This window comes from Dendronalium sp. ChiSLP03b (assembly GCF_034531165.2).
Taxonomy (GTDB): Bacteria; Cyanobacteriota; Cyanobacteriia; order Cyanobacteriales; family Nostocaceae; genus Dendronalium; species Dendronalium minutum.
The window spans coordinates 58,639-79,143 of record NZ_JAVRBR020000129.1 but is presented as its reverse complement, the minus strand read 5'-3'; the positions used below and the strand labels follow the sequence as shown (position 1 = coordinate 79,143).

The 20,505-nt window shown below is 43.1% G+C and carries 21 protein-coding genes, 1 tRNA gene and 1 pseudogene; 13 read left to right on the top strand and 10 right to left on the bottom strand.

The features are described from left to right. The 3 genes and pseudogenes from RMY31_RS30210 to RMY31_RS30200 form a co-directional block, all read left to right on the top strand. Positions 1-108, top strand: a pseudogene (locus RMY31_RS30210) (photosystem II protein D1); the annotation flags it as partial. Between the two features lie 238 nt (positions 109-346). Beyond that, on the top strand, positions 347-904 hold the full coding sequence (gene recR, locus RMY31_RS30205; RefSeq protein WP_322667071.1) for a recombination mediator RecR: 558 nt from the start codon (positions 347-349) through the stop codon (positions 902-904). A gap of 105 nt (positions 905-1,009) precedes the next feature. Beyond that, positions 1,010-1,297 carry a capsule biosynthesis protein gene (locus RMY31_RS30200; RefSeq protein ID WP_322667069.1) on the top strand — a complete coding sequence of 96 codons (288 nt, stop codon included), beginning with the start codon at positions 1,010-1,012 and terminating at the stop codon, positions 1,295-1,297. A gap of 176 nt (positions 1,298-1,473) precedes the next feature. Here RMY31_RS30200 and RMY31_RS30195 read toward each other — a convergent pair whose 3' ends face one another. The 3 genes from RMY31_RS30195 to RMY31_RS30185 are packed head-to-tail and all read right to left on the bottom strand — an operon-like array spanning position 1,474 to position 4,006. Continuing rightward, positions 1,474-2,685 (bottom strand): aspartate aminotransferase, encoded by a 1,212-nt coding sequence (locus RMY31_RS30195; RefSeq protein WP_322667067.1) that lies wholly within the window; start codon positions 2,683-2,685, stop codon positions 1,474-1,476. Next, positions 2,682-3,875, bottom strand: a complete 1,194-nt coding sequence (locus RMY31_RS30190; RefSeq protein ID WP_322667065.1) for an iron-containing alcohol dehydrogenase family protein — start codon at positions 3,873-3,875, stop codon at positions 2,682-2,684. Before RMY31_RS30190 ends, RMY31_RS30195 begins: the two co-directional genes overlap by 4 nt. A gap of 5 nt (positions 3,876-3,880) precedes the next feature. Continuing rightward, complete coding sequence (locus tag RMY31_RS30185) at positions 3,881-4,006, bottom strand: hypothetical protein (RefSeq protein ID WP_409878860.1); 126 nt, start codon at positions 4,004-4,006, stop codon at positions 3,881-3,883. A gap of 550 nt (positions 4,007-4,556) precedes the next feature. Between RMY31_RS30185 and RMY31_RS30180 the strand changes: the two genes are divergently transcribed. Continuing rightward, positions 4,557-4,796 (top strand): hypothetical protein, encoded by a 240-nt coding sequence (locus RMY31_RS30180; protein ID WP_322667063.1) that lies wholly within the window; start codon positions 4,557-4,559, stop codon positions 4,794-4,796. On the opposite strand, the gene RMY31_RS30175 is transcribed toward RMY31_RS30180, so the two are convergent. The 3 genes from RMY31_RS30175 to RMY31_RS30165 all read right to left on the bottom strand — a co-directional run bounded on the left by RMY31_RS30175 (position 4,786) and on the right by RMY31_RS30165 (position 8,076). Then, on the bottom strand, positions 4,786-5,307 hold the full coding sequence (locus RMY31_RS30175; RefSeq protein WP_322667061.1) for a Ycf51 family protein: 522 nt from the start codon (positions 5,305-5,307) through the stop codon (positions 4,786-4,788). The two genes, RMY31_RS30180 and RMY31_RS30175, sit on opposite strands and share 11 nt — an antisense overlap. Before the next feature lie 595 nt (positions 5,308-5,902). Then, positions 5,903-7,252 (bottom strand): O-antigen ligase family protein, encoded by a 1,350-nt coding sequence (locus tag RMY31_RS30170; protein ID WP_322667059.1) that lies wholly within the window; start codon positions 7,250-7,252, stop codon positions 5,903-5,905. Continuing rightward, complete coding sequence (locus tag RMY31_RS30165; protein WP_322667057.1) at positions 7,234-8,076, bottom strand: YaaW family protein; 843 nt, start codon at positions 8,074-8,076, stop codon at positions 7,234-7,236. The genes RMY31_RS30170 and RMY31_RS30165 overlap by 19 nt, the downstream gene beginning before the upstream one ends. 166 nt (positions 8,077-8,242) lie before the next feature. Here RMY31_RS30165 and RMY31_RS30160 point away from each other — a divergent pair, with 166 nt between their 5' ends. Then, positions 8,243-9,298, top strand: coding sequence for an NAD(P)/FAD-dependent oxidoreductase (locus RMY31_RS30160; protein ID WP_322667073.1), 1,056 nt, complete (start codon positions 8,243-8,245; stop codon positions 9,296-9,298). 554 nt (positions 9,299-9,852) lie between these two features. Beyond that, complete coding sequence (locus tag RMY31_RS30155; RefSeq protein ID WP_322667055.1) at positions 9,853-10,230, top strand: hypothetical protein; 378 nt, start codon at positions 9,853-9,855, stop codon at positions 10,228-10,230. Positions 10,231-10,294: 64 nt separating this feature from the next. Here RMY31_RS30155 and RMY31_RS30150 read toward each other — a convergent pair whose 3' ends face one another. The 3 genes from RMY31_RS30150 to nagZ all read right to left on the bottom strand — a co-directional run bounded on the left by RMY31_RS30150 (position 10,295) and on the right by nagZ (position 12,431). Beyond that, positions 10,295-10,627, bottom strand: a complete 333-nt coding sequence (locus RMY31_RS30150) for a DUF3140 domain-containing protein (RefSeq protein WP_322667053.1) — start codon at positions 10,625-10,627, stop codon at positions 10,295-10,297. A 9-nt stretch (positions 10,628-10,636) separates the two neighbouring features. Further along, a complete protein-coding gene (locus tag RMY31_RS30145; protein WP_322667051.1) occupies positions 10,637-10,852 on the bottom strand; it encodes a DUF2945 domain-containing protein in 216 nt (71 codons plus the stop codon). A gap of 490 nt (positions 10,853-11,342) precedes the next feature. Continuing rightward, positions 11,343-12,431, bottom strand: a complete 1,089-nt coding sequence (gene nagZ, locus RMY31_RS30140) for a beta-N-acetylhexosaminidase (protein ID WP_322667049.1) — start codon at positions 12,429-12,431, stop codon at positions 11,343-11,345. Between the two features lie 490 nt (positions 12,432-12,921). On the opposite strand from nagZ, the gene RMY31_RS30135 reads away from it, so the two are divergent. From RMY31_RS30135 to crtB, 3 genes are all read left to right on the top strand, one after another. Further along, positions 12,922-13,881, top strand: a complete 960-nt coding sequence (locus RMY31_RS30135) for a phytanoyl-CoA dioxygenase family protein (protein WP_322667047.1) — start codon at positions 12,922-12,924, stop codon at positions 13,879-13,881. Between the two features lie 198 nt (positions 13,882-14,079). After that, positions 14,080-15,522, top strand: coding sequence for a 15-cis-phytoene desaturase (gene pds, locus RMY31_RS30130; protein WP_409878856.1), 1,443 nt, complete (start codon positions 14,080-14,082; stop codon positions 15,520-15,522). Then, positions 15,506-16,438 (top strand): 15-cis-phytoene synthase CrtB, encoded by a 933-nt coding sequence (crtB, locus tag RMY31_RS30125; protein WP_322662126.1) that lies wholly within the window; start codon positions 15,506-15,508, stop codon positions 16,436-16,438. Before pds ends, crtB begins: the two co-directional genes overlap by 17 nt. Positions 16,439-16,492: 54 nt before the next feature. On the opposite strand, the gene RMY31_RS30120 is transcribed toward crtB, so the two are convergent. Further along, entirely contained in the window at positions 16,493-16,732 is a 240-nt protein-coding gene (locus RMY31_RS30120) for a hypothetical protein (protein WP_322662124.1), read from the bottom strand. A 66-nt stretch (positions 16,733-16,798) separates the two neighbouring features. Between RMY31_RS30120 and RMY31_RS30115 the strand changes: the two genes are divergently transcribed. From RMY31_RS30115 to RMY31_RS30100, 4 genes are all read left to right on the top strand, one after another. After that, positions 16,799-16,890, top strand: a tRNA-Ser gene (locus tag RMY31_RS30115). Positions 16,891-17,123: 233 nt separating this feature from the next. Beyond that, a complete protein-coding gene (locus RMY31_RS30110; RefSeq protein ID WP_322662122.1) occupies positions 17,124-18,392 on the top strand; it encodes an ABC transporter substrate-binding protein in 1,269 nt (422 codons plus the stop codon). A gap of 391 nt (positions 18,393-18,783) precedes the next feature. Then, entirely contained in the window at positions 18,784-19,503 is a 720-nt protein-coding gene (locus RMY31_RS30105; protein WP_322662130.1) for an N-acetylmannosamine-6-phosphate 2-epimerase, read from the top strand. A 64-nt stretch (positions 19,504-19,567) separates the two neighbouring features. Continuing rightward, positions 19,568-20,392: a M90 family metallopeptidase gene (locus RMY31_RS30100; RefSeq protein WP_322662120.1), complete on the top strand. Its 825-nt coding sequence runs from the start codon at positions 19,568-19,570 to the stop codon at positions 20,390-20,392. Positions 20,393-20,505 lie beyond the last annotated feature (113 nt).

The window sequence follows — 20,505 nt, the reverse complement described above, 5'->3', positions numbered from 1 at the left end:
CTGGGTATGGAAGTAATGCACGAGCGTAACGCTCATAACTTCCCCCTCGACTTGGCTGCTGGCGAAGTTGCTCCTGTTGCTCTGACTGCTCCTGCAATCAACGGCTAATTCAATAAGTCTTAGCTGAATAAAAAAACGCCCCCGTTTCCGGAGGGCGTTTTTTGACTTGTAGATTATATTCATTACTGCTCATATTGAAACACTGTGTGCTTGAAGTGTGCTTGAACTTTCATAAGGTAAATCACCAATACAAAATCGCCTGAGAATGTCATCATAGTGATGGTAATAAGATACTGGAGACAAAACTACGGTTTACGCACGTCCTTTAGCACGGTTAATTGAACAGTTGCAACGGCTGCCAGGAGTAGGCCCCAAAACAGCCCAGCGACTAGCTTTGCATATTTTGAAGCGACCAGAAACAGAAGTAGAGGCTTTGGCACAAGCGTTAATTGAGGCAAAAAAACAGGTAGGCTTGTGTTCTGTTTGCTTTCACTTATCTTCTGAGCCTGTTTGTGAAATTTGCCGCAATGTCAACCGTGATAACAACACTATTTGTGTAGTAGCAGATTCTCGTGATGTGATTGCGCTCGAAAAAACTCGCGAGTTTAAAGGTAAGTATCACGTCTTGGGTGGAGTAATTTCCCCTATTGATGGCATTGGACCAGAACAGTTAACTATCCAATCTTTAGTGCGGCGGGTGAGTCAACAACAACCTCAAGAAGTGATTTTAGCAATTAGTCCGAGTGTGGAAGGGGAGACAACGACACTCTATGTTGGGCAACTACTGAAACCATTTACCAAGGTGACACGAATCGCCTTTGGTTTGCCTGTAGGTGGTGATTTAGAATACGCTGACGAAGTGACCCTGGCCAGAGCCTTGGAAGGACGGCGAGAGTTGGATTAACTCTGAAGTCAGCCATCATGAAAAGATGATGTGCTGATTATTTAGCATATACCGAGAAAAACAATTTTTGGGATAAACTAATGCCATTGTGTGAGGAGTATAACAATGGCAAATCAAAGGGTGCTGCAACTACTGTCATTGGGTTTTATTAGTGGCTGCTTTTGTCTAGGTATTGGTATTGGAGTCTTCATCCGCTTTGGGCAATTGCAACCATCAGATGCTGCTATCCCATCCACTGAGCCTGAACCAATTCCATTTGCTGTGCCGGAACCTGCACCATTAGGAGGGGAGCAAATTTTTTCAGATGTCATCACTGTCAAACCTATTGAGGATATTATTGCTGATACTAATTTCTCTAACTACAGACTGCCCCGCTTTCAGGAGCAATGGTGACTAGAGTCAGTCAGAGGTTATCTACAAGGAACTGATATTTTATTTGGTAACTATAGCAATTCTCATATCAGTCGAGTGCAATACGCCTTTGATTGGGCATTCAGGAGTTAGGAGCCAGAATATATAATTGTCCTGACTCCTTTGAGTTGGGTGTATTTCATTAGGGGATGCTATCTCTATTCTGAAGCGGAGACAAGAACTTCAGGCTGATAGCGGATACCAGCTTGCTTGAAGCGATGCAAAGCTTCACCCAAGCGATCGCAGTCTGCAATTAAACTTATCCTCACATATCCCTCACCTGCAACCCCAAAGGCATTACCTGGAGTAACGACAACACCTGTTTGCTGCAATACATTCAAGGCAAAATCGGTTGAACCTATACCAACAGGACACTTTACCCAGAGATACATCGTTGCTTTGGTTTTCGGGACATCCCAACCCAACTCTCCTAACCCTTGAATCAGGAAATCACGGCGGGTACAATAGCGTTGTTGCACCTCATGCAAATAAATATCCGGCAGTTGCAAAGCTGTTTCTGCTGCTGTTTGGAGAGCGGCAAAAATGCCATAATCCAAGTTGGTTTTTAGTGTCCGCAGACCTTGAATTACATGGCGGTTACCTACCACAAAACCCACGCGCCAACCAGCCATATTGTAGGTTTTAGATAAAGTGTGAAATTCCACACCAATTTCTTTCGCACCAGGAATTTCTAACAAGCTAGTTGGTTGATAACCATCAAAAGCTAACTCGGCGTAACACAAGTCATGCACCAGCAGAATTTCATATTTGCGGGCGAAGGCGACGATTTCTTCAAAGAATTCGCGGGGGGCGGTGGCGGCAGTCGGATTGCTAGGATAGTTGAAATAGAGAATTTTGGCTTGTTCGGCAACCTCGTCAGAAATGGCAGATAAATCAATTAACCAGTCATTCTCTGGTTTGAGAATCAAGCTATGAACTTTCCCCCCAGCAATGACTGGACCGCGAAAATGGGCAGGGTAAGCGGGAGAAGGTACGAGAACTACATCACCAGGGTTAATATAAGCGATCGCCAGATGAGTTAATCCTTCTTTAGAACCGAGTAGTGGTAAGGCTTCACTATCGGGATCGAGAACAACATCATAACGGCGGCGATACCAATTAGTAATAGCACGACGGAAACTAGCAGTCCCCTCAAAGGGAGGATAACCGTGATTGGCGGGATTTTGCAAAGCGGCGATCGCTGCTTCCACCACTGGTTGTGGTGTTGCACCATCAGGGTTTCCCATGCCCAAGTCAATTAAATCTAGTCCTTGTTCCCGTGCCTTAGCCTTAAGTTCGTCCAAACGGGCAAATACATAAGGTGGCAGTTTCTGTATGCGTTCTGCTGGGACAATCCAATCCAAACTCATTCCTCAACCTCGTCACTTATTCCCTTTGTCAAGACGCGATTAATCGCGTCTCTACTATCTGTTGGTGCGGTAGTAGAAACCATCGCTGCCATTAACTGTTCGAGTGCGACTTTAAATGGTAGTCGATGAATGTCCGAATTGGGAGCTATGGCAATTTCAGCGGCTGTTTGCAAATCGCTAAGTGTGATGTTGCCCAATCCTAAATCAGCTAATTTTTGCGGCAATCCAATCTCTGCGTAGAACTTCAACAGTTGTTGCCGTGCAGTTGCTGCTAATTGATTGCCTTGGATCGTTTCTTCTAAACGCAGTTGCACTAAGATACCGTAGGCAACTTTTTCACCGTGGATACTGCCGTGTCCAGAAACATGAGTTAAACCATTATGTACGGCATGGGCAGCAACAGTGCGGCACTGTGCCCCGCCTAGTCCCCCAATTACCCCAGCTAATAAAACTGTGGCATCTACGACTTCTTGCCAAACCTCACTACCTGGTTTTTCTAAGGCGGCGGCTGACTTTTGCAATAAAATATCTCGCAGAACTCGTGCTTGTTGCACGGCGGCAATAATTAGAGTTTGCTGCAAATGTCCGCTACTAACTGAGGCTTCATACCACTTGGCGATCGCATCCCCAATTCCTGCCACTAATGTACGTTGTGGTGCGGTTTGAATCAAGTCGTAGTCAAGTATTAACAAATCGGGACAGCGAGATAGCGCTACATCATAGAGAAATGCACCCTCCTCAGAATATACATTTGATAGGGCGCTCCAAGCCGCACAGGTAGCTGCTGAGGTAGGAATTGTCACTACTGGCAACTGCAACTGATGAGCGACTAATTTTGCTGTATCCAATGCTTTGCCGCCACCAACACCGATAATCGCATCGGCTTTATGTTCCTTGGCAGCCTTTTTTAAAGATTTCAGGCTAGCTTCACAGCAATCCGCCCCATAAGAAGCTTGGGCAGTATATAACTGTTGCCCTTCTAAAATTGGTTGCAGACTTTGTTGGGCAGTGGTAAGAGTGTGCTTACCTGCCACAATCAAGGGACGACTTCCCAAACGAGCAATTTCTGCTGCTGCCCCTGGCAACACACCAGAACCACGGATGACTTTTGCTGGGGCAACCGCGAGTGTAAATAACGAACTAGAGGTTTGAGTAGACAAAGTTTGAGTAGAAAATAATTGAGTATGCATATAAACTAGTTTGCCAAAACTTGATAATTCTTAATCAAATTGGACTTATCGCGAGGGATTCTTGTTTCCATTCTGACTTCAGGATGGCGATCGCTTGGGCAAGTTGCTACTTCCAGCAATTTATCGGACACTACTAGGTTTTAGCTGGTTAGTGAAATAAACCAAGCTTTTTGGCAACTGTTTCGAGTAGTTTGCCTGTGTACCTTGACTCTAACAAGGCTCATTAGACTCAAATCCCGAATTATCAAAGTATTGAACAACCGTATATTTCACTAACAATACCACTCTGAGATACTCAGTAAAAGGAATTAGGAATTGACCATTTATCAGTGGTCATTTGACCACTGATAATATCCATAACCCATTACCTGCACACTGAATTAAATTTTTCTTAAGTGAAATTGGTAAATAATATCTTAATCTAAAAATAATAAATATTGTATAGTGAAATACAAAAAATCTTATGTCATCCTGATAACAGATGACTGATTTTCACCCTATAGGAATATACTTAATAAGTGAAGGAAGATAAGTTGTCAAAAAAGCTTCCTAGACAGAATAAATACTAACTTATGCAAGCAGGAATAAGCGATCGCAAAGTGATGTATACAACACGATACAGTAAGGTGAGCAGGATAGCAGGGGAAAATGAGGGAAATGAGAAAAAAATAATAACTGCTCTTGCCTTCTGCCCTTCGGGTGACGCTTGAGGACTCGCGCTTCGCTGCGCTAACGACGCAAAGCGGAGCCACTCCGATCTTGGGGTTTCACGCCACTTCCTACCCTGCGGGAAGGCGTTCCGCCTACAACGGGGGAAACCCCCGCAACGGAGTGGCTCCCCAAGTAGAGGAAATAGCATCCAAGACTGCGACTGCTTCACCTCCTGCCTTCTACCCTCTAACTATTGCCATTAAGCAGTAGGTTTTGGCAATTGAGCAAATTTTTCTGGGTAAATCTCAACTGACATCTGTGGATCTTCACGCGTAGCTAGTGTGCGTTTAATCTGACCCAGGTAAACTGGTACAGAAACACCTTGTTCTGGGTGTATAAGAGTACGGGCGCGAATTGTCAGATAGTTGTCTCCCCGCGAACCTAAGCGACCATAAGAATATAGATTATTAGCTGCTTGACGCAGAGTTGCCTCTAATTGCGAGGGTGAAATCTTAGGCGATGTGGCAATTACAGTTTGTGTCGATCCAGTGTCATAAACTAAAGTATATTTCACTGCTCCTGGAATTACAGTGCGACTTAAAGGAACCAAGGAGAGTGCAAATAACCCACCAGTCAGCACTAGCATAAAGCCAGTAGTACCTACCAATCGAAAGCGGATGCCCCATTTGAGAATAAAAGCTAGGACTGCTAAAGCAGCAAATACCAAGGTGGCAATGCCCGACCACTGGGTATATTGAAGAAAATCAGTTGTTGTGAACATAGGGTTTAGCTACTAGGGCAGCATTTATTTTATTACTGACACACTCATTTTACAGATTGCTCATACTGTAAGAGGGTGTCTATCAAAAAAATATGGCTTTTTAGTATGTAGTATCCTAAACCTACTGATTCAAACGCTTATCATATCATAAAAAAATCAGCTTTTTATTGCAATTTAATAGCTTTTGTAAGTTTTAGACGCTTTAACGCTAATTTGATAATTGATTTAAATTTTTAACTAAAATAGCAGTCCTAAATCATTATTCGTGAAAAACAAGATTCCCGACTTTTTAGAGAAGTGAGAATCTTGGTCTTTCAACAAATCAGATAGGATTTGTATAGTGCTTAACTGACAAAAATAGAAATATAAAAGGGCATCTATATTTAGATGCCCGTCATGCAGGAAAACCCAAAGGGGTTGTCCCTACACCTTCCCAACTATCAGCAACAGTAGCTAATTTGCAATTAGCCACACTCACAGTCACAAATGTGAATATAGTAATATTATTAATTGGAGCCTTTAAATGACTCCAGTGTAACCACTGAAAGTAATTGGTATGGTATCAATAGTGCTGATAGTCAAAATTACTGCTAGGCTAATTGCGATCGGCTATAAACTTTTCATGTTGTTGGTAGTGATAGACTACTCCACAAATAGCAGATAAAAATAACCAAGAAAGCGTATTAACACGAAAATCAAATAAGGTTACATCTACTGTATTGAATAGCAACCATTCTCCAAAGACTACAAGATAACTAAAAAATATCAATCTATCTTCTGGAGCTATATAGTTTGATTTTCGCAAAAGTTGGATACCTGCAAATAAGACCCAACCAAGTAAGCTAAAAAATAATAAAGTAATCGGTAAACCAGTTTCAGCAGATAGCATCAAAAACAAGTTGTGGGGATGACCCAAGTCAATGTGCATTTGTGCTTTGTAAAGCGCTGTGAAATTGCGTAAGCCCCAACCTGTCCAAGGATGCTGCTGAGTTAAAGACCAGGCAAACTCCCATTGGGTTTTTCGCATTAAGGCAACGGGTCTATCTGGATACATATCATCGTTTAACCGCGCCCAAAAGAAAGCAGGAACGACTTGGCGAAAAATTTGAGCAATTTGGGAGGGGGCAAAAGCAGCTAAAAGGACGCTGGCGATGACACCAACAACACTACCCACAAGGATGCGCCAACCTTGGTAAAGTGCGTAAGCCAAACAGGCAACTATAGCGATCGCCCACCCATTGCGGGAATTCGTTAAAATCAGGGCGACAAAATTGGCAATTACTGCCACAGTTAAAAAGAGGATGGGGACTGGGGATTTGGAAAATCTCTTCCCAATCCCTAATACCCAATCCCCAATACCCCATCGCCATTGTTCCAACCACAAGCCTAAAGCTAGGGTGAAGACGATTGCTAGATAAGCAGCAAAGGTGTTGGCGTGCATGAAAATTGAAGCCATGCGCCTTGGTGGATCTCCTCCAGGTGCGATCGCCCAATCCAAAACAATCCACAAAACCTGTAACTTGAAAGCCCAACCCAAAAACATCTGCCCGAAGCCCATAATTAATAAGGGCATTGAACTTATAACTAAAATCCAAGCTATCTGCCGTAATTGGGTGGTTGTTTGAATTAAAGCACTTAAGCCAATAAAAACTAAAAAGAACGGGTATAAATTAAATAAGCCGAGGAAAGCTTCTGTTTTTCCATAGGCAAACCCAGCGGAAACTATGAGTAAGACACTCAAAAGAGCAAATCCCCGATTGAGGGGGAGGCTGATTATTGTGCGGTTTCTTCGCAGCCAAGCGATCAATACTGCAAAACCTATACCGACAGCCCCCAAAAACGGACTCAACGGAAAAATTAGCAGCCCAATTTGAAGGCAATTCCAAGGTGTTTGTAAATCAGAATTGGGATGGTAAAAAGCTAACTTCAAGCTGGCTCCCAACATTCCGAACGAGTCAAACGAATTTGCGCTAAGGCAAAGATGGTGGGGATGATCCGACCATAGTTAGTGGCGATCGCTCTCCATCCTAAATCTGCAAAAAACCAAGTCCACATTACTGGGCCTAGGAAGGCAAACATACCGCGGACTGCTCCATAACGAGCTGCACTTGCAGTCATACCCCGCCGTGCCATTTGTAATGCTACATAGTTTTTAAACTGTATTGTCGCTGCTTCCGAGCCTGTAATTGCCGCTTGCTTTGCTACTTGATAAGTCGCAAAGTGTACAGCAAATTGACGGGCGATTTGCTTGAGAACAATTGGCTGGACGAAAGAAGTAACAGCCAGCGCACTACCACCTTTGAAAATTAATCCCAAAGGGTCACGCTGCAATAAAAGTGGTAGTGGTTGTTTCAGTTCTGATTTCACCAGATGGCGCTGTACCCGTGCAGTTAATTTTTGCTTTTCTTTTTCCGGTAATTTTTTCCACACTTGCCCTAACAGATGTAAAAATACCTCTGCTTCTAAATCAACAGTTGTCAGTTGATTAGAATAGGGAATTTTCAAATATTTACAAACTTGAGTTAATGCTTGCCGATAACTTACCTGATTTGTGCGTCCCCGCAACACTGTCATCCCATCTGCTGCCAAAAACCGAAAGCGATTTTCTAGAGCGTCTAGCCAAGCTTTGCGGTCTTTACTTTGTACTTCGATAGGTTCGGGTGTATGAACATAGTCTAGGGGATTAAACTTACGACTAAATAGAATCGCTGTTAAATCCTGTAATTCTTCTTCGGTTGCTAGCTCAAGCGCCGCCCTCAGTTCATCCAATGTCCCTTCCTCCCTTCCGTACAGCTTTCCTGTACCCTATTCTACTATTAGCTTTCAGCAGTCATTAGTAGTGATTTTGTCGTTTGTCAGTTGTCAGTTGTTTTTCCACTGACCCCTGACCACATTGACTACTGACTACCGATTATTGACCAAGGACTATGAATTGATGACCGATGTTGCTGTAATTGGTGCCGGTATGGCAGGTTTAGTCTGCGCTCAACAGTTAACTCAAGCGGGATATTCGGTGATAGTTGTGGAAAAGTCTCGTGGTTTAGGGGGACGAGTTGCCACACGCCGCCTGTATGGAACATGGGCAGACCATGGAACATGTTACCTGAAGGCCAAGGGTGAATTGTTAGGAAATTTTGTAGAGTTGTTGCGATCGCGCGATATTTTGGAAGTCTGGACAGACAAAGTTTACGAACTCCAACCAAACTTAGAACTCAACGAGAACTCAGCACCTCGTTATGTTGCACCTGCGGGGATGAGTGCGATCGCGAAATTTCTTGCCCCAGGTTTGGATATCTTGTTGAATCAGCGTGTCATAGCCATTAACCCAACTCCCGAAAATAGTTGGCGGCTGACTCTAGAATCTAGCAATGAAGAATTAACTGCCCAAGCTTTAGTCCTTGCGATTCCTGCACCGCAAGCGTTGATGCTGTTAGCACCTTTGGGTGAAAGTTTATTAGGCAAAGAGTTTTTAGATAAACTGAGTTCTGTAAAATTTTACCCATGTATTAGTGCGATCGCTGGATATCATGTCACATCTCAGCCACTCCCGCACTGGAAAGCCCTAACTTTTGTAGATGATGCTGTTCTCGGATGGATGGGTTTGGATAGTAGCAAGCGTCCTCATCCTCAGCAACCCGTGTTTGTGTTGCAAAGTAGTGCTAATTTTGCCCAAATTCACCTAGAATCCGCAGATTTAGAACTTGTTGGACAGGAAATGTTGCAACATGCAGCCCAGATAGTACTTCCTTGGTTGGAGGCACCAGAATGGATGCAAGTACATCGCTGGCGTTATGCATTTCCTAGTCATCCTTGGCAAGAAGCTGTTTTATCTGCTAGTACTCCTCTGCCTTTAGCGTGTTGTGGTGATTGGTGTGGTGGCAATCTCGTAGAAGGTGCAATGCTTTCTGGACTGGCTGCGTCTGCTGAAATTAACAATCACCTCCGCCAGCTACTTCTACCTAATATGAATTTTTTCAAACTTTTCACCTAATAATTGGATCTGTCGTTAGACTGATTGCTCGGTGTAGTAAGTCGCCTAATATAGTGACTTACTAAATAAATATAAAAAAGATGTAGTTTTACAAGATGCATACTTTAAAACTCAAAAGGGTATAGCAAGGAGTAGCAGTAACCTTAATAAGTAATGTAAACAACCGATAGAGCTTTACCTTACTTAATAACTTATCAGAGTTAATGTTGTTTGATTTAATGCTTCAATTGATCCCTGATAACTTATGCTGCGTTTTGTGTAGTTTTCTGCTAAAAAATCATAAATTTGAAATAATTAAATTTATAGAAATAAAACATCAGTGCTTTACTAATTATTGAGTGCTGTTTTCAGCAGTCATACTGTCAATCAGTATAAACTTCAACCAAAATCAGCAGAGCCAGATGTCTGATATTCTACCAAGATAAAAGTTAAGTTCAGGGTCGGATCATCTTGTTAATTAAATCACTTCTCATTGTTGCCAAAAAAGGCTGTCTCGAGAGTGTTTATTCTCTGCACAAATCATTGATTCAATGAAAAAGGAGTTAAAAAAACTTATGAAAACAGTAGTCAATTTAACACAGCAAACAGTGTTGGGAGAGATTGAAAGCGTTTTAGATACATATCCATATCATCCTTATCAACAAGCTTTTGCAATTCCTGACTTACGCCAAGAATTAATTGCTTTTGTCCTCACCCGAATTCCCTGCCTTTATAGCGTTGTATCTGACGGACAAGTTGCGGTGCAAAACTTGGACAAAGAGTGCTTGCTCAACTACAAATTGCCTCGTAGTCCTTTAGAGCAGCAACTACATGTACAAAATTTGATTCACCAAGGCATTTATGCCATTTTTCAAGACAAGTCAGATTGGATTAGCCATCACCTTTGTGAAACGGTTCAGCCAGGTAACGAACCATCTCACTGGTTTGGCTGAATTATAGTTAGGAGTAAGGAGTTAAGAGTTATGAGTTAAACTTCTAACTTTTAACTCTTAATTCTTAACTTTTTAAAGGATCGTGTCCCCAGTTCATTAAGGAGTAGCGCCAGCGCGTATGTTCGATATCACCTTCAGGTTGCTGTGCTGAGTGGCGATGAATGTAACTGACGACTTTTTTCATATGCGACAAATCATCATCAGTGTAGTCATCTTCTTTCTGTTTCAACAAATCGATGATGCGCTTACCAGATTTGTGTCCGATTGATTCATCGTCACTTTTCTTTTGTCCAACAGATTGAGATTCCTCGGTTTTCAACCAAGATTCCAGTTCTTTTGGTGACATGTTGACTGAGGAATGAAACTCATCTATGACTGATTTAACATCTTTACTCATAACGTTACATTACTCCTCAATCTTCTCCAGGGCATCAGGTTGATGAGCGGCTTCTTTCCCAGTTTTATCGCTTTTCACCAAGTACTCTGGGTTGTCTTTTGAGGCAGCAACATGATGCCCTTTAATATCTGTGGGTGAAGTTAATTTTTTTTCCACCTCTCCAGCAGTTTCACCTTGCGCCGTATTCCACTTCACCTTGTCGCCTTTGTTTAATTCTTCTGTCACGGTTTTTCCTCTTGGCTATTTTATACCTGCTATTATGTTGACGGTGCAGGAAGAATCAATCAGTCGAGGGATATAGAAAGAATTAAAGGAAGCTGCCACAAGTCTGAGATGAGCGTAGAATACCAATCCGCGCATCTTAGCGTAACTCTCATTTTGGAGGAGTAGGGAATAAAAGTTTTTAAATTACCTTACCCTTACATCTTGGGGGAATATGGTCAGTAGAACACGCCTTTTTACGCTCAAAAAATAGAAATGGCGCTCGACCTACGCTCGTAAACAAATGGATTAACCTGGATGCAAAGGGCGATCTTGTTAGTGGTATGTTGGCGGATAAGTTTGAAATCGATGAGAAAAAGTTAGACATTGACCCAATCGGTTGCTCACTAAAGTGGTTAAAGTACAATTTAGTTTGCGCGCATAATTCTTACTTCGCTACAAATAACATAGCTGTCAACCGAGACATCTTCGCTCATTACATCCAGGAGTAAAACTAATGAAAAGAACAAGCGATCGCCAATTTAGCATGTTCTTCTAATGTATTTTTATCCAAGGTATGTACTGGATATTGCGGTGTTACCGCTAGGAGTTTCTCGATTCTATGCTTAGCTGCATCCACTACTGATTCATCAAGGCTACCCTTTTTTAAGGAATCTATAAAATCTTCAGCAATTTTATAAGTACGTTCCAAAGACGAGGAATTAATATTGCGCGAAACAATAAACAAATCGCAGCCAGCATCAAATGCACGCGCTACAGTACCACTGTCAGTAAACATATCTGAGACAGCTTTCATATCCAGGTCGTCAGATACAACTACTCCCTCAAAACCCAATTCTTCCCGGAGAATTTTTTTGAGGATAGCCTTAGATAGCGTTGCTGGCAAATCAGAATCTATTTTGGGAAACAAGATGTGAGCTGTCATGATCAAAGGAATCTGCGCTTTAATTAAAGTTTTGAAGGGTATAAGTTCGCGAATTTGCAGCTCTTCTAAAGTCAGATTGAGTATCGGTAGCTCAAGGTGAGAGTCTTTACTAGTGTCTCCATGTCCGGGGAAGTGCTTGGCGCATCCCACAATACCAGATTCTTGCAATCCTAAGTAGTAATCTCTAGCACCTTGAGCAGCACTTTCAGGAGTGCTACCAAAGGCGCGAGGCCCAATTACAGGGTTGTCAGGATGGGAAAAAATATCTGCTACAGGTGCCCAAGATAAGTTGATTCCTAGTGATTTTAATTCTTTTGCTGTTGCTTTTGCTACTTCGTGTGAATGCGATCGCCATAAAAAAGCATAAGGGAATCGCGTGATTGGTAGTGGTGTGCGAATAACACGCCCCCCTTCATGATCTAAAGTCATGAACATTGATTGACGTTCAGCGTATTGTCGTATCTGGTCGTTTAGCTGCTTAAAACTTTCCACCCAAACTTCATAAGGGGTGCCATCTAGAAAATTCTTAGCAAAAAAGATTACCCCAACAGGTTTTAAGTCGCTGAGGGCGCGTTTATCATCATCGCTTAATGTAGTGCCGGAAATACCGAGAATCAGATGATGTCCAAAGCGCTCTAGATCCTGTGATACTGACATAATGCGTTACCTATGGTTATGTGGCATTCTACTGGGATTTTCCACTAGAGGAAATAGCTCTTATACCAATTTTGGATTTTAGATTAAACGTCTTGACTACAAGCCTGTTGCAGCAATCTCAAACAATACATCGAATCTGAATTTAGTATTATCCTCCAGCCTTAACCTTTGTAATTGTAATTAACTTAATATGCTTTTTACAGAGAAATGTCTTTCTGTAAACTGCGGCAAAAATAAAGATTCTATTCAAAATACTGCAAAAGTATAGAGGTAGGGCTTTTCTAATTTCTAATTCCTTCGGTAATTCTTTAAAAAAATCCTCGTTCATAAAAAGAAACAGTAAATTTACTGTAACAAAGTAGCCTGAATAACCTAATCGAACTAAGATGTTTTGATATAAACTACGCGTTTATACTTACGCAGTACGGTGTAAGTCTCAAGTACAAGCATATGCGCGATCGCATCCTGCTTTCCCAATCTCAGGAGGCTTATGTTGATAAATTCATTTAATAAATACCTCGAAGAGTTTTTTACAAAACTTTATGAGGATTGTTATGAAAATTACAAAGGCTTGACTAAAAATCCTAAATGGCTATTAATGCGTAAAGTTGCTCGATTTAAGACGGGGCGAGCAATTATGTTGTTTTTCTCAAAACATTCTAATCACTCATATTTATCACTGATTAATGAAAGCAATTCTTACTTTAAAGATGTAAATGTCGATGAAGTTGTTGGCAATCTCAAATCTGAAGGTTTATGTTTGGGTATTAATCTGCCTGAAGATGTCGTACAAGAAATAGTCCAATTTGCTAAATCAACAATTTGCTATGGCAATCGTAAACCAGAGTTAGGTTTCTATTATTCTCAAAAAGAACAAGCTCAAAATCAGTCTGGTAAACGCTTTACTGTAGGCAGCTATTTTAATACAGCTTTGTGTTGTCCAGCTATTAAAAAACTGCAAAATGACCCAAAATTATTAGCGATCGCTGCTAAATATTTAGATGCTCAACCAGTCCACCAAGGGAATCTCATGTGGTGGAGTTTTGCTGGCGAAACATCCTACCGCGAACAAAGTCAAGCCGCTCAATTTTTTCACTACGATATAGACGATTACCGCTTTGTAAAATTTTTCTTTTATTTAACTGATGTGGATGAGCAAAGCGGGCCTCATGTATGTGTTCGTGGAAGTCACAAAAAAAAGAGTATTTCCCATACTTTATTGCGTAAACGAGAAATAGATAAAGATATTATTAATTATTACGGTGTGGAATCTTTAGTCAATATTTGCGGTCAAGCTGGTTTTGGATTTGTGGAAGATCCGTTTTGTTTCCATAAAGGAATTCCTCCTACACATAAAGACCGCTTAATCCTACAAATAGAATTTGCTACAACAGACTATCAGATGCAGCATGACCTCAGAGAAAATTCTTTATTGAAATGTATTCAGTAAAAACTAGTAAAAAAATACACATATTTTAAATATTCGCATCAACAGCAACATCACATTGCCTAATGTATGTGTAGTAAAATTCCCTCTCGCGGAAGTTTTTCTCGGAAGCGATCGCGTAAGTACTGCTAAATGTAACAGATTGCAACGTATAATGAGAACGGCAAAACATGAAGAAATATTGAAAAGCAGTAGGTTTAAATGCGAGTAGCGATCGCTGGTGCTGGTCTAGCAGGACTTTCCTGCGCGAAATATCTCACAGACGCAGGGCACACTCCCATTGTCTTGGAACGCCGGGACGTATTGGGTGGCAAAGTGGCGGCGTGGAAAGACTCAGACGGAGACTGGTACGAAACAGGTCTGCACATCTTCTTTGGGGCATATCCCAATATATTGCAGCTATTCAAAGAACTGGATATTGAAGACCGATTGCAGTGGAAAGAACACACAATGATCTTCAACCAGCCCAATGCACCAGGTACCTACAGCCGCTTTGATTTTCCAGATTTGCCTGCGCCATTGAATGGTATAGTAGCAATTCTGCGAAACAACGACATGCTGACATGGCCGGAAAAAATTCGTTTTGGCATTGGGTTACTACCGGCAATGATTCAAGGGCAGAAGTATGTCGAGGAAATGGACAAATACTCTTGGACGGAATGGCTGAAAAAACAAAACATTCCTCCACGAGTCGAAAAAGAAGTTTTCATCGCCATGTCGAAAGCTTTGAACTTTATTGGGCCGGAAGAAATTTCTGCTACCATCTTGCTAACAGCCCTCAATCGCTTCCTCCAAGAAAAAAGTGGCTCGAAAATGGCATTCTTGGACGGTTCCCCAACAGAGCGATTGTGTCAGCCTATAGTAGATTACGTTGCCGAACGCGGCGGCGAAGTAAGGCTGAATGCCCCTTTGAAAGAAATTTTGCTGAACCCTGATGGCACAGTGAAGGGATTTTTGCTGCGAGGATTAAATGGAGCAGCAGATGAAGTGTTCGTGGCTGACTTGTACGTATCTGCTATGCCGGTTGACCCCTTAAAAGTCATACTTCCGGAACCTTGGCAGCAAATGGAATTCTTCCAAAAGCTAGAAGGCTTGGAAGGCGTACCAGTGATTAACTTGCATCTGTGGTTTGACCGGAAACTTACACAAATCGATCACCTATTATTTTCGCGATCGCCCCTCCTCAGCGTTTATGCTGATATGAGCAATACTTGCCGTGAGTATGCTAATCCCGATCGCTCTATGCTGGAATTAGTTTTAGCTCCAGCAAAAGATTGGATCGCCAAATCAGATGAGGAGATTGTTAACGCCACCATTGCAGAGTTAAAAAAACTCTTCCCCGACCACTTTGGGGGAGAAAACTCAGCCAAACTGCTGAAATATCATGTGGTGAAAACGCCGCGTTCAGTGTACAAAGCGACCCCCGGTCGTCAACAGTACCGTCCCTCACAAACTACCCCTATCGCCAACTTTTATCTGACTGGGGATTACACCATGCAACGCTACTTAGCCAGTATGGAAGGTGCCGTACTTTCTGGTAAGCTAACAGCGCAGGCGATCGCTGAAGCAGAAAACCAGGTGGCAAATCCTTCCCACCTGCAAACGCCAACCCGACCGCCTGCAACGAATGCTGCAACTGCCTGATTCACCCCCGCGCATGAAAACGCTGGTCTCTGTGGACGAGTCCTACAACCTTTGTCGTCACCTCATAGCCAAGTACTCCACGACGTTTTACCTCAGTACCTTGCTCCTGAGCAAGGAAAAGCGTCCCGCTATTTGGGCAATTTATGCTTGGTGTCGCCGTACAGATGAACTAGTGGATGGCCCCGCATCTGCTATGACAACGCCAGAAACCCTAGATTTATGGGAGCAGCAGCTGGAAGCAATTTTTGCTGGACACCCAGCGGACAATCTTGATGTAGCGTTGGCGGATACCGTCCAACGCTTTCCGATGGACATTCAGCCCTTTCGGGATATGATTGCCGGACAGCGTATGGACTTACATCGCAGTCGCTATGAAACTTTTGAGGAACTATACCTCTACTGTTACCGCGTCGCTGGTACTGTCGGCTTGATGTCAACAGCAGTCATGGGGTTGGATAGCACCAAGAATACAGCTCCGTGGAACCGCGAACAACAGCCATATATTCCCATAGAAGAAGAAATTGCCTTGGGAATTGCCAAGCAACTAACCAACATCCTGCGGGATGTGGGGGAAGATGCACGACGTGGACGAATTTATATTCCACTAGAAGACTTGGCAAGATTTAACTACACAGAGCAAGACTTATTCAAAGGTGTAATAGACGAACGCTGGCGATCTTTGATGCGCTTTCAGATTGCCAGAGCCAGACAATTTTATACCAAAGCAGAAAGAGGCATTTCCTACTTATCTGCTGATGCTCGTTGGCCTGTGTGGGCCGCTCTGACGCATTACAGTGGAATTTTAAGCATAATTGAACGCAACGATTACAATGCATTTACTCGGCGTGCCTATGTGCCCCAATGGCAAAAGCTACGTTCTTTACCATTGGCTTGGATGCGATCGCAAGTCCTCTAAATAATGTCAGGAGTCAGTGGTGAGCCAAGCGCGCTAACAGCAGTTAGCGCAGCGTTAGCGACGCAAGAGCGTCACCCGAAGGGTCTTGGGGGTTTCCACGCCAGTTGCTACCCTGCGGGAACGCGCTTGAGCGAACAAGTCGGGCTTTGCCGACGACAGTCGCTTCAAGTCGGGAAACCCGCCCACAGCGCTGTCTCCCCAACGCACTGGCTCCCCATGAGCGACTGGCGTTAGCAATGCAGGAGCGTCACTAGAAGGGGTCAGTGGTAACTCAAAAAAACTGACAACTGACAACTAACAACTGACAACTAACTATTTACTTCCCTCATCGAATCTGCTATCATTAATCTTCGTGACCGAGGAGAGGTGGCTGAGTGGTCGAAAGCGGCAGATTGCTAATCTGTTGTACGGCAGGCAACTCCGTACCGAGGGTTCGAATCCCTCCCTCTCCGTTTTCAAAACTTTAGCAAAACAATTAGTGGCGGGTCTGAATCTCCTACTAATTGATTCTGAATTCTATATTCTTCAAAATTTGTCATAAATACTAATCCAGGAGTAAATACTTTTACACCTTCAGGAGGATGATATCATTTATCCTTTAGAGTCCTGTTAAGATTGAACTAAGCTGAAAATTTAGTCTAAATCTTACTTTCAGGCTCCTATATATCTGAGGAGTGAGAGTAATATGCAAAAAATTAGTACTGCCCTAGTCTTGAGTTTAACTAGCCTAGCAACTGGGTTTTTGTTGGCGGCTTGCACAACAACAGCAAACACAACCAGTAGTGCTGATGGGCTAAAAATTGGTACTTTGCTACCAACAACTGGCGATCTAGCCTCCATCGGGCAACAGATGGTAGGCTCTGTTCCTTTACTAGTTGAAACCGTTAACGCCTGCGGTGGCGTGAATGGTAAACCAGTCACATTAGTGCAAGTAGACGACCAAACCGACCCAAAATCTGGTGCTGCTGGCATGAGCAAACTGGCAACTTTGGATAAAGTAGCTGGTGTAGTTGGCTCCTTCGCTAGTAGTGTTTCTACTGCTGCTGTTTCAGTCGCCGTACCTAACAAAGTTATGCTGGTTTCTCCCGGTAGCACCAGTCCTGTATTTACCGAAAAGGCAAAAAAAGGAGATTTTAAAGGTTTTTGGGCGCGGACAGCTCCCCCCGACACCTACCAGGCACTAGCCTTAGCTCAACTAGCTAATAAAAAAGGTTTTAAGCGAGTTTCGACAGTTGTGATTAACAACGACTATGGAGTTGGGTTTGAAAAAGCATTTGTGCAAACCTTTGAGAAATTGGGCGGAACAGTAATTAATAAAAACAGCCCAGTCCGCTACGACGCTAAAGCCCAAACATTCGATACAGAAGCAGCAGCAGCTTTTGCTGGTAAGCCAGATGCAGTAATTGCTGTTCTTTATGCCGAAACAGGCAGTCTACTCCTCAAAGCTGCCTACCAACAAGGTTTAACGAAAGGGGTACAGGTTCTGCTTACAGATGGAGTGAAATCACCTACATTCCCCGAACAAGTTGGCAAGGGTAGCGACGGCAAATATATTTTAACCGGAGCTTTAGGTACAGTACCCGGTTCCGATGGTAAAGCATTAGCAGCTTTCAACAAGCTGTGGAAAGATAAAAAAGGCGGTTCACCAGGAGAATATGCTCCCCAAGCTTGGGATGCCGCGGCATTATTGGTTTTGGCAGCGCAAGCCGCTAAGGAAAACACAGGTGTTGGTATCGCTAACAAAATCCGTGAAGTTGCCGCAGGTTCTGGCACAGAAGTTGCTGATGTCTGTGAAGGATTGAAATTTCTTCAACAAGGTAAAAAGATTAATTACCAAGGAGCCAGCGGTAACGTAGATGTTGATGCTAATGGTGATGTTATCGGAGTCTACGACGTTTGGACAGTAGGAGAAGACGGCAAAATTAAGGCAATTGACAAAGTTACTCCTAAGTAGGAGGCGGAGGAGCAGCGGAAGTAAATTCTTCCCTCCCTTGTCTGCCTTGTCTCTCCGTTCGCGTAGCGTCGACCATAGGAGAAGTTCGCCGGAGGGAAACCACGCTACTTGCTACCCTGCGGGAAGCCCTTCGGGTGACGCTCCTAACGTCGCTACCGCTACGCTAACACCAGTCGCTCATGGAGGAAACCATGCCACTTGCTACCCTGCGGGAAGCCGCGCAGAGCGCGTCTACAAGTCGGCAAAGCCGCCCAACGCAGTGGCTCCCCAAGACCGCGCTGGTTCACCGCGCAGAGCGCGTCTACAAGCCGGGGAACCCGTCGAAGTAGCTCCTCCTTGCGACTTCTCTCCTTGTCCCCCTGTTCTCCTGCCACATCCTCTCATATCTTCTATGCCGACTGATTTTTTCAATTTAATTACCCGTTTGCATCACGGACTGATAGTGTCTTGTCAAGCACCTGTAGATTCACCCCTGCACGAACCAATAGTAATTGCAGCAATGGCACAAGCTGCTGTAAATAATGGTTCAGTTGGTGTCAGAATTGACACCCCAAATCACATTAGTGCTGTGCGTGCAAGAGTGAAAGTTCCTATTATTGGTTTATGGAAGCAAGTAACAGTTGGATCTGATGTGTACATTACACCACAGTTTCACCATGCTGCTGCTGTTGCCAAAGCTGGAGCGGATATTATCGCCATAGATGCGACAACTAGAAACCGCCCTGGTGACGAACTAGTGGTAAATATCATTGCTCGAATCCATCATGAATTGGGTAAACCAGTGATGGCTGATGTGGATACAATTGAGGCGGCAAAAGTAGCGGTGGATGCTGGTGCTGACATTGTCGGGACAACTCTTTGCGGCTACACTAATGCAACTAGGCATCTTTGTGTCCCAGGCTGGGAACTCCTAACGCAAATGGTAGAACAGCTAGATATTCCAGCCATTTGTGAAGGCGGGATTTCTTCACCACAAATGGCTCGTCAAGCTTTAGATTTAGGTGCTTACTCTGTTGTAGTTGGTACAGCCATCACTGGTATTGATTCGCAAGTGAAAGCATATAAATCAGTTATGAACAACCAAGCGATCGCACTTAGCAATCTGAAATAATTAAAAAAAGCAAATTTAATTATACAAAACTTTTTAGTGAGTCAGATAGCGGGAAGCGCTACCAATGGTTGCAACAATTATTATTTTTATCATCATAGGGTTACTTGTAACTGGAATTTTAGTTAATCCTATTTTTATTAAGCAGCGAAGAAAGCGTCTTAAATCTCGTCCCTTTCCTCCTCTGTGGAATGCCATTATTAATAATAATCTTCCTATTTATCTTCGTCTTTCTCCTACTGAATATAGACGGCTTCAGGGTCATATTCAAGTCTTCCTAGCAGAAAAACAATTCATTGGCTGTGGAGGTTTACAAGTTACGGAGGAAATGAAGCTAACGATTGCTGCTGTGGCTTGTTTACTTCTACTGAATGAGCGAGGAGAATACTTCCCAAAATTACGTTCAATTCTGATTTATCCTAGTACTTATTTTGTGAATGAAACCATTGCCACTAGTAATTATGTTGTTGAGGAAAGGCGTGTGGCAAGACTAGGAGAATCATGGACGAATGACCAAGTAATACTGTCTTGGCAACAGGTACAAAAAGATACTCACGACTGGTACGACGGACATAACGTTATTCTGCATGAATTTGCCCACCAGTTAGATCAAGAAGATGGGAAAGCAGAAGGTGTTCCTATCTTGCAACAAAAATCAGACTATCTCATCTGGGCTAGGGTAATGACACAAGAATATCAACAACTCTGTAATGATGTTCAACAAGGGATCGAGACCGTAATAGATAACTATGGTGCAACTAATCCCTCAGAATTTTTTGCTGTGGCAACTGAAACATTCTTTGAAAAACCACAGCAATTACTGAAGCAGCATCCAGCGCTTTATGAGCTACTGCAACAATACTACCAAGTAGCTCCTGTGCAATGGTATTAGACATCTCTAGTAATTCATTATTCGTTCGCCAAAACGCTCTGTAGGGGCTTTCTCAAGAGCGTCCCCGTAGGATACAGCCGTATCCTACGGGAAGGGCAAAGCCCTACGCCCTT

What these genes read in the sequence shown, in the direction of transcription:
- RMY31_RS30200 (WP_322667069.1), top strand. Translation starts at nt 1,010, where the DNA reads ATGGCAAATCAAAGGGTGCTGCAACTACTGTCATTGGGTTTTATTAGT.
- RMY31_RS30195 (WP_322667067.1), bottom strand. Translation starts at nt 2,685, where the DNA reads ATGAGTTTGGATTGGATTGTCCCAGCAGAACGCATACAGAAACTGCCA.
- RMY31_RS30190 (WP_322667065.1), bottom strand. Translation starts at nt 3,875, where the DNA reads ATGCATACTCAATTATTTTCTACTCAAACTTTGTCTACTCAAACCTCT.
- RMY31_RS30175 (WP_322667061.1), bottom strand. Translation starts at nt 5,307, where the DNA reads ATGTTCACAACAACTGATTTTCTTCAATATACCCAGTGGTCGGGCATT.
- RMY31_RS30170 (WP_322667059.1), bottom strand. Translation starts at nt 7,252, where the DNA reads ATGTTGGGAGCCAGCTTGAAGTTAGCTTTTTACCATCCCAATTCTGAT.
- RMY31_RS30160 (WP_322667073.1), top strand. Translation starts at nt 8,243, where the DNA reads ATGACCGATGTTGCTGTAATTGGTGCCGGTATGGCAGGTTTAGTCTGC.
- RMY31_RS30155 (WP_322667055.1), top strand. Translation starts at nt 9,853, where the DNA reads ATGAAAACAGTAGTCAATTTAACACAGCAAACAGTGTTGGGAGAGATT.
- RMY31_RS30150 (WP_322667053.1), bottom strand. Translation starts at nt 10,627, where the DNA reads ATGAGTAAAGATGTTAAATCAGTCATAGATGAGTTTCATTCCTCAGTC.
- nagZ (WP_322667049.1), bottom strand. Translation starts at nt 12,431, where the DNA reads ATGTCAGTATCACAGGATCTAGAGCGCTTTGGACATCATCTGATTCTC.
- RMY31_RS30135 (WP_322667047.1), top strand. Translation starts at nt 12,922, where the DNA reads ATGTTGATAAATTCATTTAATAAATACCTCGAAGAGTTTTTTACAAAA.
- pds (WP_409878856.1), top strand. Translation starts at nt 14,080, where the DNA reads ATGCGAGTAGCGATCGCTGGTGCTGGTCTAGCAGGACTTTCCTGCGCG.
- crtB (WP_322662126.1), top strand. Translation starts at nt 15,506, where the DNA reads ATGCTGCAACTGCCTGATTCACCCCCGCGCATGAAAACGCTGGTCTCT.
- RMY31_RS30110 (WP_322662122.1), top strand. Translation starts at nt 17,124, where the DNA reads ATGCAAAAAATTAGTACTGCCCTAGTCTTGAGTTTAACTAGCCTAGCA.
- RMY31_RS30105 (WP_322662130.1), top strand. Translation starts at nt 18,784, where the DNA reads ATGCCGACTGATTTTTTCAATTTAATTACCCGTTTGCATCACGGACTG.
- RMY31_RS30100 (WP_322662120.1), top strand. Translation starts at nt 19,568, where the DNA reads ATGGTTGCAACAATTATTATTTTTATCATCATAGGGTTACTTGTAACT.